Origin of the sequence: Pseudomonas lurida (genome assembly GCF_013522705.1) — a bacterium.
Taxonomy (GTDB): Bacteria; Pseudomonadota; Gammaproteobacteria; order Pseudomonadales; family Pseudomonadaceae; genus Aquipseudomonas; species Aquipseudomonas quebecensis.
This window is the reverse complement of sequence record NZ_JAAMRE010000015.1, coordinates 70,661-85,621: the sequence shown is the minus strand read 5'-3', so window position 1 is coordinate 85,621 and position 14,961 is coordinate 70,661. Positions and strand designations below refer to the sequence as shown.

Here is a 14,961-nt window from a genome sequence, read left to right as displayed (position 1 = left end):
GGGGCCTCGCCGCAGGGAAAGTCCTACACGAAGTAGAGCGACAGCGACTCGGCGATGTAAGCGGGTTTTTCCTGGCCTTCAATTTCCAGGGTGGCGGTGGCCTTGAGCAGCCATTGACCAGGTTTTTTTTCAATGACGTCGGTGAGCTTGACGCTCAGTCGCACCTTCGAATCGACTTTCACCGGCTGGATGAAGCGCACACTGTCCAGGCCGTAGTTGACCGCCATTTTCAGGCCTTCGGGCGCGATGAGGATGTCTTCCATCAATTTAGGCATCAGCGACAGCGACAGGAAGCCGTGGGCGATGGTGCTGCCGAACGGAGTCTGCGCGGCCTTGACCGGGTCGATATGGATGAATTGATAATCGCCGGTGGCTTCTGCGAACAGGTTGATACGGTCCTGGTCGATGGTGAGCCATTCGGAACATCCCAGTTCCTTGCCGACATAATCTTTGAGCTGCGCTACGGGTACATAGGGCATTGCGTTTCTCCTGGGTTCATCAATTTTTTCTCCCGGCACAGGCATGCGTTCATCCAGTGGCGGCGGGGCTTTTATGGGTGACAGAGAACCAATGTAGATCATCATGGGCAATCGACTCGGTCAACCCACCATGCTGATGGCGAATGCCTGGGCATAGAGCCGGCGTGCTTATAATGCGAACGTGTTTTGAAGGGGAGAGGACGGATGCTGTTACGTGGCCTGACGTGGCTGGTGCTGTTTCAACTGATCGGCACGGCGCTCAATCATTTGCTGCTGCCGGTTCTGCCGGGGCCCATCATTGGCCTGCTGTTGATGCTCGGCTTTCTGGTGTGGCGCGGCGAAGTGGGTGAGCCCCTGAGCCTGGCCGCCGGCAGCCTGTTGCGCTACCTGCCGTTGCTGCTGGTACCGCCGGCGGTCGGAGTGATGGTGTACGCCAGGGATATCGCCGCAGACTTCTGGGCGATCGTCGGCGCCCTGGTGTTGTCGCTGGTGATTGCCATGGCCGTGATCGGCGTGATGATGCAGCGCCTGGTCAGGCGCCATGCCCATGAGGAGGAGGGCCAATGATCTTCGACTGGCACGGCGCGTGGACGGCGGTGATCCACCATCCCTTGTTCGGCATCGGCATCACCCTGGGTGCCTATCAGTTGGTGCTGGCGGGCTTCGAGAAAACCCGCTGGATCTTCCTGCAGCCGGTACTGGTGTCCATGCTGCTGGTGATCGGCGTGCTGCTCAGCTGTGGCCTGGACTACGCCGAGTACCGCAAAAGCACCGAGATCATGGGCATCCTGCTGGGCCCGGCGACGGTGGCCCTGGCAGTGCCGCTGTACCTGAACCTGCGGCGGATTCGCCAATTGTTCTGGCCGATTTTTACTACGCTGGTGATAGGCGGGGTGCTGGCCACCGGCTTGTGTGTCCTGCTGGGCTGGTGGTTCGGCGCCGAACACATGGTGCTGATGACCATGGCGCCCAAGTCGGTGACGTCACCGATCGCCATGCTGGTGGCCGAGCAGATCGGCGGCGTGGCGGCGCTGGCGGCGGTGTTTGTGCTGATCACCGGCGTGGTTGGCGCCATGGTCGGCCCGGCGTTATTGTCGCGCCTGGGCGTGCACAGTGCCGAGGCGCGCGGCATGGCCCTGGGCATGACTGCCCATGCGGTCGGTACCTCGGTGGCCTTGCAGGAAAGCGAAGAGTGCGGCGCCTTCGCGGCGCTGGCCATGAGTTTGATGGGCGTGGCCACGGCGGTGTTCCTGCCGCTGGCCGTGTCGGTCATTGTTTAAACCGGGTTTAAGGAACGCTTTATGAGTCTGGCGCTGTTTCCACTCAATACCGTGCTGTTTCCTGGCTGCACGCTCGATCTGCAGATCTTCGAGGCGCGCTACCTCGACATGATCGGGCGCTGTATGAAAAAGGGCGAAAGCTTCGGCGTGGTGTGCATCCTTGGAAAAACCGAGGCCGGCCATATTACCGACGCTCACGCGGTGGTCGGTTGTGAAGCGTTGATCCGCGACTTCAAACAGCAGGATAACGGCCTGCTGGGCATTCGCGTTGAAGGTGGGCGGCGTTTTCGCGTGTATGACGTCACTGTGCAGAAAGACCAGTTGCTGGTGGGTGAGGTGCACTGGCTGGATGAGCAACCGGACAAAGCTCTGGAAGAAGAGGATGAAGACCTGCTGGCCTTGCTGCAGGCCCTGGCCGAACACCCGATGGTCGCTTCATTGGACATGGACACCAACGCTGAAGGCCAACAAGCGTTGGCCAATCAGTTGGCGTATTTGCTGCCGTTCACGGATGACGACAAGGTCAGGCTCCTGACCATGGACAGCCCGCAGGAGCGTCTGGATATGATCCAGGCGCTGCTCGACGAACTGCAGGGCGAGCTGTTCACTTAATAGGCGTAGCGCAGCAGGGCATGCGAAGTACCGATCAGCGCGATAAAACCCATCACCGCCGCCAGTGCCGGCAGCAGCAGCCACCAGGTTTTCTGCGGCATGGCGGGCAGCGGGCGGCGATATTCACTGAGCCCCAGGCAGAACGCGCACACCGTCATTGCCAGTAATGTGCCGGCAAGGATGTCCGTGGGCCAATGGGCACCGAGGTAAACCCGCGACAACGCGATAAACGCTGCGGGAATACAGCCCAGCAGCATCCAGGTCAGGCGCAGCCGCGTGGGCTGGCCGCGACCGGCCAGTACCGCCAACGCCAGGAAGAACGCGAATGCGCCGGACGCGTGGCCGCTGGGCATACTGAAACTGGTCAGCGGGTCTGTGAGGATTTCCGGACGGCCTCGGGCGAAAAACAGTTTGCTCCCGGTATTGATAAGGGCCGACCCCGCCAGCGTGGCACCGACAAACAGTGCATGGCGCCATTGCCGCGCCAGTAACAACAGGCCGGTAAACACGGCACTGGCGAAAAACATCTTCTTGAACTCACCCAATTGGGTGATCCGCACCATCACCTCATCCAGCCAAGGGCTGCGGTGCTCCTGCACCAGGGCGCTGAGGCCGTGGTCAAAATTATCCAGCGAGCGATAGCCGATAAACAGTGCGATCAACAACGTCAGGCTGGCGCCGCCTATCCATAAAGTGGCGCGACGATGGCCGCGCAGGCTGCTGTTCAGGCTCAGCCCGATCACTACGGCAAGGCACCCCGCGACCACCGCCGCCTCGGGCCAGAACCCTTCGGGCAACGGCAGGCGGAACGCGGCACCCGTCGCCCAGCCGGGCAGGAGGTAAGCCACCGACCAACCCGCCGCCGCCAGAATGCTGACCCCGGCGAAGCGCGGGAAGGGCATGTCGCACATGCCTGCCACCATCGGCAGCATGGGCCGCAGCGGGCCGATGAAGCGTCCGACCAGCAAGCTGGCGATGCCGTACTTGTGAAAGTAGGTTTCTGCGCCGTTCATCCACTCGGGATGTTGGCGCAAGCCGGGCAGGCGCCGAATGTTCTGGTGAAAGTGTCGGCCCAGGTAGTAGGAAACCCCGTCACCAAGCAAGCCGCCGAGGAAGCCCAGCAGCAATGTCTCGCTCAAGGACAACGCGCCGCTGCCGGCCAGCGCGGCAATGGCGAACAGCAGCACCGTCCCGGGCACGATCAACCCGGCAATCGCCAGGCATTCCACGCACGCGACGATAAACACCGCCACGGCCAGCCACTGCGGGTTGACGGTCAGCCAGCCGGTAATGCTATCGAGCCATTGGCCCATACAATCCACTCCATCGGTGTTCGTGGGAATTCACAGCAAAAAATAGTCGCGGCCTTCGACCTGGCCTCGGCGCAGCGGGTTCCGCGTGCAATAAGGCGCATAGCCAGCATCGACGAAGCGGTACATCAGGTGTTCATCGCGGCCGCTGGGGATGCCCAGGCGGGTGGTCTGGATGATCTGCGTCGGGGTCTGGCCGACGTCTTCGACATAGAGGCGCTCCTGGTCAAACCGTTTGGCATCCCACATCGGCACCTTCAACCCCAGCGCCTTGCATAACAGTGTCTGGCCGGCGCACAGCGTGTGCGAAGGACGCGGCAAGCCCTTGGCGTCCGGATTATTGAGCAGCATCTGCGCCAGGCTGTCCGGGCCGGACACCTCATCGACCCACGGGTAGGCCGATTTGATCAGCACCGCGTTGCCGGGGCCCTGGGCGCTGAAGTTCAGGGAGTCGCCACCGCGTGCGTAATACATATAGATATGCCCGCCATCCAGAAACAAAGCCTTACGCTTTTCTGTGTAGCCGAGTGAAGAATGGCTGCCTTTTTCAGCGGCGTAATACGCTTCGGTTTCGATTATTCGCGCCGAAAGCCAGATGTCGCCGACGCGATGGCGGATGACTTTTCCGAGCAATTCACACGCGAGCAATTGCGCATCGCGGTCGAAGAAGCTGTCGGGCAGGGCGCTGGCGGGGAGTTCGGGGGCAAAGCGGGACATGGCACCAAGGGTTATTGCGGCTAAATGTGACGGAATAATAACAACTCTCGCCTTAATTACCGCTGAAGGCGATGTTTTTACAGTTCATTTCGACCATCCGCCCCTCACCGCTGTCAGTCGGGCGGCGTCACGGCTATAATCTGCCGCTTTCCTCTTTGCCAAGACTCCCCGACCATGACTGAGTCCGTTCTTGACTACATGACCCGACTGGGTCGCGCTGCCCGCCAGGCGTCGCGGTTGATCGCCCGTGCGAGCACTGCGCAGAAAAATCGCGCCCTGCTGGCCGCCGCCGACGCTCTGGATGCCTCGCGCTCCGAGCTGGCCGCCGCCAACGAACTGGACCTGGCCAACGGCCGTGCCAATGGTCTGGAGCCAGCTCTGCTGGACCGCCTGGCGCTGACCCCGGCGCGCATCGACGACATGATCGAAGGCCTGCGTCAGGTAGCCAAGCTGCCTGACCCCATCGGTGAAATCCGCGATATGCGTTACATGCCGTCCGGTATTCAGGTCGGCAAGATGCGCGTGCCCCTGGGCGTGATCGGCATCATCTATGAGTCGCGCCCGAACGTGACCATCGACGCCGCGAGCTTGTGCCTCAAGTCCGGTAACGCCACCATCCTGCGTGGCGGTTCCGAGGCCATCCATTCCAACCGCGCCATCGCCGCCTGCATCCAGCAGGGCCTGGCCGTGGCCGAGTTGCCGGCCGAAGTGGTGCAAGTGGTGGAAACCACCGACCGCGCCGCCGTCGGTGCCTTGATCACCATGCCGGAGTTCGTCGACGTCATCGTGCCGCGCGGTGGCAAGAGCCTGATCGAACGCGTGAGCCGCGATGCCAAGGTGCCAGTGATCAAGCACCTGGATGGCGTCTGCCACGTGTACATCGACATCGCGGCCGATATCGACAAGGCGATCCGCATCGCCGACAACGCCAAGACCCATCGCTACGCGCCGTGCAACACCATGGAAACCCTGTTGGTGCACGCCGGCATCGCCGAGCGCGTGCTGCCAGCGCTGGCGGCCATCTACCGTGACAAAGGCGTGGAGCTGCGTGGTTGCGAGCGCACCCGCGCGCTGCTGGGCGCCGACGTGATCGAAGCCACCGAGCAGGACTGGTACACCGAATACACGGCGCCGATCCTGTCGGTCCGCATCGTCGACGACCTGGACCAGGCCATCGAACACATCAATACCTACGGCTCCAAGCACACCGACGCAATCGTGTCCGAGCATTTCAGCGATGCGCGCCGGTTCCTTAATGAAGTGGACTCCGCTTCGGTGATGGTCAACGCCTCGACGCGTTTTGCCGACGGCTTCGAGTACGGCCTGGGCGCGGAGATCGGCATTTCCACCGACAAGCTCCATGCTCGCGGCCCGGTGGGCCTCGAAGGCCTGACCAGCGAGAAGTATGTGGTGTTCGGCGATGGGCATGTGCGCACTTGATGGCTAAGCGTATCGGGCTGCTCGGCGGTACCTTCGACCCTGTGCACATCGGCCACCTGCGCAGTGCGCTGGAGGTGGCGGACGCGCTGGCGCTGGATGAACTGCGTCTGATCCCCAATTTCCGGCCGCCCCATCGCGACACGCCGCAAGTGTCGCCCCAGCAGCGTCTGGAAATGGTGCGTCTGGCGGTGGAAGGCATTGCACCGTTGGTGGTGGACGACCGCGAACTCAAGCGCGATAAACCGTCCTACACGGTCGACACCCTGGAACTGATGCGCGCCGAACTGGCCGCGGACGACCAGTTGTTTCTGCTTTTGGGCTGGGACGCATTTTGCGGCCTGCCCTCTTGGCATCGCTGGGAGGATCTCCTCCAGCATTGCCACATCCTGGTTCTGCAACGCCCGGATGCCGACAGCGAACCGCCGGATGCCTTGCGCAACCTGCTGGCCGCGCGGTCGGTAAGTGACCCCTTGGCCCTGACCGGGCCGAACGGGAATATTGCATTCGTCTGGCAGACCCCGCTTGCGGTGTCCGCCACCCAGATCCGTCAACTGCTGGCCAGCGGGAAGTCGGTACGGTTCCTGGTGCCTGACGCGGTCCTGGCCTACATCGATGCGCACGGGCTTTACCGTGCGTCGAACTGAAAAGGCGCGCTTGAACGTACGAAACGTCGTACAGCGAGCGCCCGAACATACGAGCAAAACGAGTTTTATATGACCAACAAAGACGTAAGCAAAGTTAAGCGCAAAGGCACTTTCAAAAGCGCCCCTCTGCCGGTAGAAGCCCACACCGGTCCGGAACTGGCCGGCGAAGAGCTGGTAAAAGTCGCCGTGGCGGCCCTGGAAGATGTGAAGGCCCAGGACATCCAGGTGCTGGACGTGCGCGATAAGCAGAGCATCACCGACTACATGATCATCGCCACCGGTACCTCCAACCGCCAGATCGGCGCGATGCTGGACAAGGTGCGCGAAGCCGTCAAAGCCCAGGGCGTCAAGCCGTTGGGTGAAGAAGGCAAGGGCGACAGCGACTGGGTGCTGTTGGACATGGACGACGTGATCGTCCACATGATGACGTCCAACGCCCGCCAGTTCTACGACCTGGAGCGTCTGTGGAAAGGCGCCGAGCAGAGCCGTGCCGCCGATGGCAAGCACCACAGCCCTGAAGTGGGCCACGCTCACTTCGACAAGCTCAACAAAGACCAGGAATAAGGAACGGCTGTGCGCCTGCGTCTGATTGCTGTCGGTTCACGCATGCCCAAGTGGGTGGAAGAAGGCTGGCATGAGTATGCCAAGCGTCTGCCCGCCGAGCTGTCGCTGGAGCTGGTGGAGATACCGCTCAACACCCGGGGCAAGAATGCCGACGTGGCGCGCTTTATTCGTCAGGAAGGCGAAGCCATGCTGGCCAAGGTCGGCCCCAACGAGCGCATCGTCACCCTGGAAGTGCACGGCAAGCCCTGGAGCACCGAGCAGTTGGCGGTGGAACTGGACCGCTGGCGCCTGGACTCGCGCACCGTCAACTTCATGGTCGGCGGCCCGGAAGGGCTGGCGCCGGAAGTCTGCGCGCGGGCGGACCAGCGCTGGTCGCTGTCGGCACTGACGCTGCCGCACCCGTTGGTAAGGATTCTGATCGGTGAACAGCTGTATCGCGCCTGGACAGTTCTGTCCGGGCACCCTTATCACAAATAGTCTGCGCCCCTCCCGATGACTCAGCCGATCCGCATCAAGGACCATGAGAAAGACGCACGTCTGGTACGTGCGCGTGTGGTGTTTGGCGCGATCATGGTGGTGACGCTGATCGGGGTACTGATTGCGCGCCTGTATTTCCTGCAGGTAATCCAGTACGACTATCACTCCACGCTGTCGGAAAACAACCGCGTGCATGTGCAGCCGATTCCGCCGACCCGTGGGCTGATTTTCGACCGCAATGGCGTAGTGGTGGCGGATAACCGGCCCAGCTTCAGCCTCAGCATGACCCGTGAGCGTTCCGGCGACTGGCAGCAAGTGCTCGACGTCATTGTCGAGGTCCTGCAGCTGACCCCGGAAGACCGGGTGATCTTCGAGAAACGCATGAGGCAGGGGCGCCGACCGTTCGAGCCGGTGCCGATTCTGTTCGAGCTGACCGAAGAGCAGATCGCACGCATTGCGGTGAACCAGTTCCGCCTGCCTGGCGTGGAAGTGGTGGCGCAGTTGGTGCGGCACTACCCGCAGGGGCCGCACTTTGCTCACTCCGTCGGCTATATGGGGCGCATCAACGAGAAAGAGCTGAAAACCCTCGACCCCGTCAATTACAGCGGCACCCACCATATCGGCAAGACCGGCATCGAGCGTTTCTACGAACCCGAGCTGCACGGCCAGGTGGGTTACGAAGAAGTCGAGACCAACGCGCGCGGCCGCGTGTTGCGGGTGCTCAAGCGGACCGACCCGGTGCCGGGCAAGGACATCGTGCTGAGCCTGGACATCAAGCTGCAGGAAGCCGCCGAGATGGCCCTGGGTGGCCGGCGTGGCGCCGTGGTGGCGCTGGACCCGAAGACGGGCGAAGTGCTGGCCATGGTCAGCCAGCCCAGCTTCGACCCCAACCTGTTCGTGACCGGTATCAGCTTCAAGGCCTACGCCGAGCTACGCGATTCCATCGATCGACCGCTGTTCAACCGGGTGCTGCGTGGCCTGTATCCGCCGGGTTCGACGATCAAGCCGGCGGTGGCGATTGCAGGTCTGGACGCCGGTGTGGTGACCGCTTCCAGTCGGGTATATGACCCCGGTTACTACATGTTGCCCAATTACGATCACAAGTACCGTAACTGGAACCGTACCGGTGACGGCTATGTCGACCTGGACACCGCGATCATGCGCTCCAACGACACCTATTTTTATGACCTGGCCCACAAGCTGGGCATCGATCGTCTGTCGGCCTACATGGGCAAGTTCGGCCTCGGGCAGAAAGTCTCCCTGGACATGTTCGAAGAGTCCCCAGGCCTGATGCCGTCGCGGGAGTGGAAGCGCGCGACGCGCCGCCAGGCGTGGTTCCCGGGCGAAACCCTGATCCTGGGGATCGGTCAGGGCTACATGCAGGCGACGCCGTTGCAACTGGCCCAGGCTACCGCGCTGGTGGCCAACAAAGGCGTGTGGAACCGTCCGCACCTGGCCAGGACCATCGAAGGCGAAAAGCCGGTGGATGAGAACCCGATCCCGGACATTGTGCTGCGCGACCCATCGGACTGGACCAAGGTCAACCACGGCATGCAGCAGGTGATGCACGGCGCGCGCGGTACGGCGCGCAAGGCAGCGATCGGCGCGCAATACCGCATTGCGGGCAAGAGCGGTACCGCCCAGGTGGTGGCGATCAAGCAGGGCGAGAAATACGACCGTTCCAAGGTCCAGGAACGCCACCGCGACCACGCGTTGTTTGTCGGCTTCGCGCCGGCCGACGACCCGAAAATCGTGGTGGCGGTGATGGTCGAGAACGGCGAGTCCGGTTCCGGCGTCGCCGCGCCTGTGGTGCGCCAGGTGATGGACGCCTGGCTGCTGGCCGAGGACGGCAGGCTCAAGCCTGAATATGGCGGCCCCCCTTCAACCACCGAGGTTACGGCCAGTGAAGAGTAATTTTGACCGCATCCTCTCCAGCGAGGATGTGATGCGTCGCCGCGCGACGTTGCTGCAGCGCATGCACATCGATGGTCCGTTGCTGATCCTGCTGCTGACGCTGGCGGCCGGCAGTCTGTTTGTGCTGTATTCGGCCAGTGGCAAGAACTGGGACCTGCTGATCAAGCAAGCGTCGTCGTTCGGCCTGGGCCTGTTGTCGATGGTGGTGATCGCCCAGCTGGAGCCGCGCTTCATGGCGCGCTGGGTGCCGCTGGGCTATGTGGTCGGCGTGTTGTTGCTGGTGGTGGTGGACGTGATGGGCCATAACGCCATGGGCGCCACGCGCTGGATCAACATTCCAGGGGTGATTCGCTTCCAGCCGTCGGAATTCATGAAGATCCTGATGCCGGCCACTATCGCCTGGTACCTGTCCAAGCGCACGTTGCCGCCGCAGCTCAAGCACGTAGGCATCAGCCTGATCCTGATCGGCGTGCCCTTTATCCTGATTGTGCGCCAGCCCGATCTCGGTACTTCGCTGCTGATCCTGGCCGGCGGTGCGTTCGTGCTGTTCATGGGCGGGCTGCGCTGGCGCTGGATTCTCAGCGTGCTGGCTGCCGCGGTGCCGGTGGCGGTGGCGATGTGGTTTTTCTTTATGCATGACTACCAGAAGCAGCGGATCCTCACGTTCCTCGATCCGGAAAGCGACCCGCTGGGCACCGGCTGGAACATCATCCAGTCCAAGGCGGCAATCGGTTCGGGTGGGGTGTTTGGCAAGGGCTGGCTGTTGGGCACCCAGTCGCACTTGGATTTCTTGCCCGAGAGCCACACCGACTTCATCATCGCCGTGTTAGGCGAAGAGTTCGGCCTGGTGGGGATCTGCGCCTTGCTGCTGATCTATTTGCTGTTGATCGGTCGCGGCCTGGTGATTACCGCCCAGGCGCAGACGCTGTTCGGCAAATTGCTCGCAGGCAGTTTGACCATGACGTTTTTTGTTTACGTTTTCGTCAACATCGGTATGGTCAGTGGCCTGCTGCCGGTGGTTGGGGTGCCGTTGCCGTTCATTAGCTACGGCGGAACTTCGCTGGTGACGTTGATGTCAGCGTTTGGGGTTTTGATGTCGATTCATACGCATCGCAAGTGGATCGCACAGGTTTGAATAAGGTGAAGATGTCAATGCAAGTAATGCGCGGCTGGGCGACTCGGCATGCGTCCTGGATGGGCCTGATCGGGCTGCTGGGGGCAACGCAGGAGACGCTGGCCGGTGACTACGATGGTTCACCTCAGGTCGCCGAATTTGTCGGTGAAATGACCCGCGACTATGGTTTCGCCGGTGAGCAACTGATGGGCGTGTTCCGCGAAGCCCAGCGCAAGCAGGCGATCCTCGACGCCATCTCCCGCCCCGCCGAACGTGTGAAGCAATGGAAGGACTATCGCCCGATGTTCCTCACCGATGCCCGCGTGGCCCGTGGCGTGGACTTCTGGCGCCAGCATGAAGCCGCCCTGGCCCGCGCCGAGCAGGAATACGGTGTGCCGGCCCAGGTGATTGTGTCGATCATCGGCATTGAGACCTTTTACGGGCGTAATACCGGCAGCTACCGGGTGGTCGACGCGTTGTCGACCCTTGGCTTCGATTACCCGCCGCGTGCCGAGTTCTTCCGCAAGGAGCTGCGCGAATTCCTGCTGCTGGCCCGCGAAGAGCAGGTCGACCCGCTGACGCTCAAGGGCTCGTATGCCGGCGCGATGGGCTTGCCGCAATTCATGCCGAGCAGCTTTCGCGCCTACGCGGTGGATTTCGACAACGACGGCCACATCAATATTTGGAGTAACCCCGACGATGCCATCGGCAGCGTGGCCAGCTACTTCAAGCGCCACGGCTGGGTTGCCGGCGAACCGGTGGTGGTGCGGGCGGACGTCAGCGGGGAGCGCGCCGACGAGGGCCTGACCCAGGGCATCGAGCCGGCCAGGACCGTCGGGGAGTTGCGGGCGCTGGGTTGGTCGAGTCAGAATGCGCCCCACGACGAAATGCCGGTAACGGCGTTTCGCCTGGAAGGCGAAAACGGCCCTGAATACTGGATGGGCCTGAAGAATTTCTACGCAATCACGCGTTATAACCGCAGTGTGATGTACGCCATGGCCGTGCATCAGCTGTCAGACATGCTGGTCCAAGCACGGGGCAACAAGTAATGCGGGCATCGCCGTTCAATAAACCGCTCAAGCTGGTGGCGTTCACCGCGTTGTCCTTGCTGGTTGTCAGCTGTTCCACCTCCACCAGTCGCGGTCCGGCGCAGAAGTCCGGCGGCACTGTTGTCCGGTCTCAGCCTGGCCTGGACATCAACCGCGCGCACAAAGACGGTGCGCCGTGGTGGGATGTGGATGTGTCGAAGATTCCCGACGCCACACCGACCCTGCACACCGGTGCCTACAAGGCCAACCCTTACACAGTGCTGGGCAAGACCTACTTTCCGCTGCAGGACTCCAAGACCTACGTGCAGTCCGGCACGGCGTCCTGGTACGGCACCAAGTTCCATGGCCAGAACACCGCCAATGGCGAAGTGTATGACCTGTACGGCATGAGCGCAGCCCACAAGACCCTGCCGTTGCCAAGCTATGTACGCGTGACCAACCTGGACAACCACCGCACGGTGATCCTGCGGGTCAATGACCGTGGGCCGTTCTATTCGGATCGCATCATCGACTTGTCCTACGCCGCCGCCAAAAAGCTCGGCTACGCCGAAACCGGCACCGCGCGGGTCAAGGTCGAAGGCATCGACCCCGCGCAGTACTGGGCCCAGCGCGGCAAGCCGGCGCCGTTGATGCTCAACGAGCCGCAGACCCCGCAACCGCAGATCACCGCGTCGGCGGGCAAGGTCGAACAGTGGACGCCGCCGCCGCAACAGCATGCCCCGGACACCGTGGCCGTGCCTCAGGCCGCGCCGGGTGCCTCTCTGGCGGGCGGGCAATACCTGCAGGTCGGCGCTTTTGCCAACCCGGATGCGGCGGAACTGTTAAGGTCCAAGCTCAGCAGCATGGTCAATGCGCCGGTGTTCATCAGCTCTATCGTGCGCAACCAGCAGACCCTGCACCGCGTGCGAATGGGCCCGATCGGCTCGCCGAGCGAGGTTGCACAAGTGCAGAACAGCGTGCGTCTGGCCAACCTGGGGCAACCCAGCCTGGTCACCGCCGAGTAAGCAGTAATGGATTGATGGTTCAGGCGCGTACGCGGGCCTGGGCCCTGGTTGTTGGCTCGTTTGAACAATAAAAACCTGGGAGCAAGGGGTGAGCGGGCAACCGAACACGCGACAGTCTGGTAGCGGGCTGTCTGAATAAGTTTTGCCCGCGAGGGCAAGTTTCCATAAGCAATTTCGAGAGACGGATGAACATCACCACCTTAGCCAAACGCACGTGCCTGCTTATCTCGCTGATCATCACCCCGGCCGCCTGGGCGGTTGAAATGGTGCCGGCTTCACCGCAACTGGCCGCCAAGGCCTGGGTGCTCATGGACGCCGCCAGCGGCAACGTGCTGGTCGAGAACAACGGTGACCAGCGCCTGCCGCCGGCCAGCCTGACCAAGCTGATGACTGCCTATATCGCGACCCTGGAAATCCGTCGCGGCCAGATCGGCGAAAACGATCCGGTGACCGTCAGCGAAAACGCCTGGCGTACCGGCGGTTCGCGGATGTTCATCAAGGTGGGCTCGCAGGTCACCGTGAGCGACCTGCTGCACGGCATCATCATCCAGTCCGGCAACGACGCCAGCGTCGCCCTGGCCGAGCATATCGCCGGCAGCGAAGACGCGTTCGCCGACATGATGAACAAAACCGTGGCCGACCTGGGCATGACCAACAGCCACTTCATGAACCCGACCGGCCTGCCGAACCCAGAGCACTACTCGTCGGCTCATGACATGGCGATCCTGGCGCGCGCGATCATCCGCGTCGACCCGGTGCACTACGCGATCTACTCCCAGAAGGAGTTCTTCTGGAACAACATCAAGCAGCCTAACCGCAACCTGCTGCTGTGGCGTGACAAGACCGTCGACGGTCTGAAAACCGGCCACACCGAAGAAGCCGGCTACTGCATGGTGTCCTCGGCGGTACGTGACGGCCAGCGCCTGATCGCCGTGGTGTTCGGTACCAACAGCGAACAGGCCCGTGCGGCCGAGACACAGAAACTGCTGACCTATGGCTTCCGTTTCTTCGAAACCCAGACCTTCTACCAGAAGGGTGCTGAGCTGGCGACCGCGCCGGTGTGGAAAGGCGCGACCTCCCAGGTCAAGGCCGGCCTGGCCGAAGACCTGACCCTGACCATGCCTAAAGGCCAGCTGAAAAAGCTCGCTGCCAGCATGACCATGAACCCGCAATTGGTTGCGCCGATCGCCAAGGGCGACGTGATCGGTAAAGTCGAAGTGAAACTGGACGACAAGGTGGTGCACAGCGCCGACCTGATCGCGCTGGACGCCGTCGACGAAGGTGGTATCTTCCGCCGCGTGTGGGATAGCATCCGTCTATTCTTCTACGGCTTGTTCAACTGATTGTGTGCACCTGCAAAGCCCCGCGTTGATAAGACGCGGGGCTTTGCCGTCGCCACGGCTTACCGCTTACGAGGCTGTTCTGCCATGACCGATAAAGAAGTAAAGGCGCCCAAGATCGAGTTCCCGGTGACGGATTATCCCGTCAAGGTGATCAGCGATACCGGTGTTGGCAACAAAGACAAGATCCTCGACATCGTGCGTAAACACGCCACGATCAACGACAACCGTGTGGACGAACGCTCCAGTACCAACGGTAAATACACCACGATCCAGTTGCACATCGTGGCGACGGATCAGGACCAGCTCTACAACATCAACAGTGAACTGCGGGCCACCGGCTTCGTACACATGGTGTTGTGATGCCGCAGGTCCTGGGCTTTCGCGAGCTCGGCCAGATGGCCTACGAGCCCGTGTGGCATGCCATGCGGCGCTTCACCAACGAGCGCGGCACGTCGGCACCGGATGAGGTCTGGCTGGTGGAGCACCCGCCGGTATTTACCCAGGGCCAGGCCGGCAAGGCCGAACACCTGTTGCTGCCGGGGGATATTCCGGTGGTGCAGGTCGACCGAGGTGGCCAAGTGACTTACCATGGGCCCGGTCAGCTTGTCGCTTACCTGTTGTTGGATGTGCGCAAGCTGGGGTTTGGTGTGCGTGATCTGGTCAGCCGCATCGAGGCTTGCCTGATCGAGCTGCTGGCCAGTTATGGCGTGACCGCCGCCGCCAAGCCGGATGCTCCGGGGGTGTATGTGGACGGTGCGAAAATCGCCTCCCTGGGGCTGCGGATCCGCCACGGCTGTTCCTTTCATGGCCTGGCCCTGAACGTGGACATGGACCTGGCACCGTTCCGACGCATCAACCCGTGCGGTTATGCGGGGTTGGCGATGACACAACTGAGCGAGCACGTCACACCGATTAAATTTGCCGAGGTAAGTGCCCGGCTGCGTGCGCAGCTCGTCAAACACCTCGACTATGCTGAGCAGACGACCCTCACGGGCGGAATCGACTGATTATGAC

General features: G+C 62.1%; 17 protein-coding genes. 14 read left to right on the top strand and 3 right to left on the bottom strand.

The window, feature by feature from the left end; genetic code table 11:
* Positions 1 to 23 precede the first annotated feature (23 nt).
* The gene (locus tag G7025_RS14430; protein WP_181079850.1) at positions 24 to 479 is read right to left on the bottom strand and encodes a MaoC family dehydratase; all 456 of its coding nucleotides are present in this window, start codon (positions 477 to 479) and stop codon (positions 24 to 26) included.
* A 204-nt stretch (positions 480 to 683) separates the two neighbouring features.
* On the opposite strand from G7025_RS14430, the gene G7025_RS14425 reads away from it, so the two are divergent.
* The 3 genes from G7025_RS14425 to G7025_RS14415 are packed head-to-tail and all read left to right on the top strand — an operon-like array spanning position 684 to position 2,371.
* Positions 684 to 1,046 (top strand): CidA/LrgA family protein, encoded by a 363-nt coding sequence (locus G7025_RS14425; RefSeq protein WP_181079849.1) that lies wholly within the window; start codon positions 684 to 686, stop codon positions 1,044 to 1,046.
* Entirely contained in the window at positions 1,043 to 1,759 is a 717-nt protein-coding gene (locus tag G7025_RS14420) for an LrgB family protein (RefSeq protein WP_181079848.1), read from the top strand. The genes G7025_RS14425 and G7025_RS14420 overlap by 4 nt, the downstream gene beginning before the upstream one ends.
* Positions 1,760 to 1,780: 21 nt before the next feature.
* The gene (locus G7025_RS14415; RefSeq protein ID WP_181079847.1) at positions 1,781 to 2,371 is read left to right on the top strand and encodes an LON peptidase substrate-binding domain-containing protein; all 591 of its coding nucleotides are present in this window, start codon (positions 1,781 to 1,783) and stop codon (positions 2,369 to 2,371) included.
* Here the strand turns inward: G7025_RS14415 and G7025_RS14410 are convergent.
* Entirely contained in the window at positions 2,368 to 3,684 is a 1,317-nt protein-coding gene (locus tag G7025_RS14410; RefSeq protein WP_181079846.1) for a bifunctional DedA family/phosphatase PAP2 family protein, read from the bottom strand. The genes G7025_RS14415 and G7025_RS14410 overlap by 4 nt on opposite strands.
* Before the next feature lie 30 nt (positions 3,685 to 3,714).
* Positions 3,715 to 4,398, bottom strand: coding sequence for a DNA-3-methyladenine glycosylase (locus tag G7025_RS14405; RefSeq protein WP_181079845.1), 684 nt, complete (start codon positions 4,396 to 4,398; stop codon positions 3,715 to 3,717).
* Positions 4,399 to 4,572: 174 nt separating this feature from the next.
* Here G7025_RS14405 and G7025_RS14400 point away from each other — a divergent pair, with 174 nt between their 5' ends.
* The 11 genes from G7025_RS14400 (at position 4,573) to lipB (ending at position 14,954) form a co-directional block, all read left to right on the top strand.
* Positions 4,573 to 5,838: a glutamate-5-semialdehyde dehydrogenase gene (locus G7025_RS14400; RefSeq protein WP_181079844.1), complete on the top strand. Its 1,266-nt coding sequence runs from the start codon at positions 4,573 to 4,575 to the stop codon at positions 5,836 to 5,838.
* Entirely contained in the window at positions 5,838 to 6,482 is a 645-nt protein-coding gene (nadD, locus tag G7025_RS14395) for a nicotinate-nucleotide adenylyltransferase (RefSeq protein WP_034115210.1), read from the top strand. Before G7025_RS14400 ends, nadD begins: the two co-directional genes overlap by 1 nt.
* A gap of 69 nt (positions 6,483 to 6,551) precedes the next feature.
* On the top strand, positions 6,552 to 7,046 hold the full coding sequence (gene rsfS / locus G7025_RS14390) for a ribosome silencing factor (protein WP_010206793.1): 495 nt from the start codon (positions 6,552 to 6,554) through the stop codon (positions 7,044 to 7,046).
* A 9-nt stretch (positions 7,047 to 7,055) separates the two neighbouring features.
* Complete coding sequence (gene rlmH / locus G7025_RS14385; RefSeq protein ID WP_003176297.1) at positions 7,056 to 7,523, top strand: 23S rRNA (pseudouridine(1915)-N(3))-methyltransferase RlmH; 468 nt, start codon at positions 7,056 to 7,058, stop codon at positions 7,521 to 7,523.
* A 15-nt stretch (positions 7,524 to 7,538) separates the two neighbouring features.
* The gene (gene mrdA / locus G7025_RS14380; protein ID WP_181079843.1) at positions 7,539 to 9,437 is read left to right on the top strand and encodes a penicillin-binding protein 2; all 1,899 of its coding nucleotides are present in this window, start codon (positions 7,539 to 7,541) and stop codon (positions 9,435 to 9,437) included.
* 31 nt (positions 9,438 to 9,468) lie between these two features.
* On the top strand, positions 9,469 to 10,572 hold the full coding sequence (gene rodA / locus G7025_RS14375) for a rod shape-determining protein RodA (RefSeq protein ID WP_181079879.1): 1,104 nt from the start codon (positions 9,469 to 9,471) through the stop codon (positions 10,570 to 10,572).
* 17 nt (positions 10,573 to 10,589) lie between these two features.
* A complete protein-coding gene (gene mltB, locus G7025_RS14370) occupies positions 10,590 to 11,600 on the top strand; it encodes a lytic murein transglycosylase B (RefSeq protein ID WP_181079842.1) in 1,011 nt (336 codons plus the stop codon).
* Positions 11,600 to 12,604, top strand: coding sequence for a septal ring lytic transglycosylase RlpA family protein (locus G7025_RS14365; RefSeq protein WP_181079841.1), 1,005 nt, complete (start codon positions 11,600 to 11,602; stop codon positions 12,602 to 12,604). Before mltB ends, G7025_RS14365 begins: the two co-directional genes overlap by 1 nt.
* A 185-nt stretch (positions 12,605 to 12,789) precedes the next feature.
* Positions 12,790 to 13,947 (top strand): D-alanyl-D-alanine carboxypeptidase family protein, encoded by a 1,158-nt coding sequence (locus tag G7025_RS14360; RefSeq protein WP_181079840.1) that lies wholly within the window; start codon positions 12,790 to 12,792, stop codon positions 13,945 to 13,947.
* A gap of 84 nt (positions 13,948 to 14,031) precedes the next feature.
* On the top strand, positions 14,032 to 14,307 hold the full coding sequence (locus tag G7025_RS14355) for a DUF493 domain-containing protein (protein ID WP_034100910.1): 276 nt from the start codon (positions 14,032 to 14,034) through the stop codon (positions 14,305 to 14,307).
* Entirely contained in the window at positions 14,307 to 14,954 is a 648-nt protein-coding gene (lipB, locus tag G7025_RS14350) for a lipoyl(octanoyl) transferase LipB (protein ID WP_181079839.1), read from the top strand. Before G7025_RS14355 ends, lipB begins: the two co-directional genes overlap by 1 nt.
* Positions 14,955 to 14,961: the final 7 nt, after the last annotated feature.

Coding starts and splice junctions, on each gene's coding strand:
- G7025_RS14355 (WP_034100910.1), top strand. CDS start 14,032: ATGACCGATAAAGAAGTAAAGGCGCCCAAGATCGAGTTCCCGGTGACG.
- G7025_RS14360 (WP_181079840.1), top strand. CDS start 12,790: ATGAACATCACCACCTTAGCCAAACGCACGTGCCTGCTTATCTCGCTG.
- rsfS (WP_010206793.1), top strand. CDS start 6,552: ATGACCAACAAAGACGTAAGCAAAGTTAAGCGCAAAGGCACTTTCAAA.
- mrdA (WP_181079843.1), top strand. CDS start 7,539: ATGACTCAGCCGATCCGCATCAAGGACCATGAGAAAGACGCACGTCTG.
- G7025_RS14365 (WP_181079841.1), top strand. CDS start 11,600: ATGCGGGCATCGCCGTTCAATAAACCGCTCAAGCTGGTGGCGTTCACC.
- mltB (WP_181079842.1), top strand. CDS start 10,590: ATGCAAGTAATGCGCGGCTGGGCGACTCGGCATGCGTCCTGGATGGGC.
- nadD (WP_034115210.1), top strand. CDS start 5,838: ATGGCTAAGCGTATCGGGCTGCTCGGCGGTACCTTCGACCCTGTGCAC.
- G7025_RS14430 (WP_181079850.1), bottom strand. CDS start 479: ATGCCCTATGTACCCGTAGCGCAGCTCAAAGATTATGTCGGCAAGGAA.
- G7025_RS14420 (WP_181079848.1), top strand. CDS start 1,043: ATGATCTTCGACTGGCACGGCGCGTGGACGGCGGTGATCCACCATCCC.
- G7025_RS14425 (WP_181079849.1), top strand. CDS start 684: ATGCTGTTACGTGGCCTGACGTGGCTGGTGCTGTTTCAACTGATCGGC.
- G7025_RS14400 (WP_181079844.1), top strand. CDS start 4,573: ATGACTGAGTCCGTTCTTGACTACATGACCCGACTGGGTCGCGCTGCC.
- G7025_RS14405 (WP_181079845.1), bottom strand. CDS start 4,398: ATGTCCCGCTTTGCCCCCGAACTCCCCGCCAGCGCCCTGCCCGACAGC.
- rodA (WP_181079879.1), top strand. CDS start 9,469: ATGCGTCGCCGCGCGACGTTGCTGCAGCGCATGCACATCGATGGTCCG.
- G7025_RS14410 (WP_181079846.1), bottom strand. CDS start 3,684: ATGGGCCAATGGCTCGATAGCATTACCGGCTGGCTGACCGTCAACCCG.
- G7025_RS14415 (WP_181079847.1), top strand. CDS start 1,781: ATGAGTCTGGCGCTGTTTCCACTCAATACCGTGCTGTTTCCTGGCTGC.
- lipB (WP_181079839.1), top strand. CDS start 14,307: ATGCCGCAGGTCCTGGGCTTTCGCGAGCTCGGCCAGATGGCCTACGAG.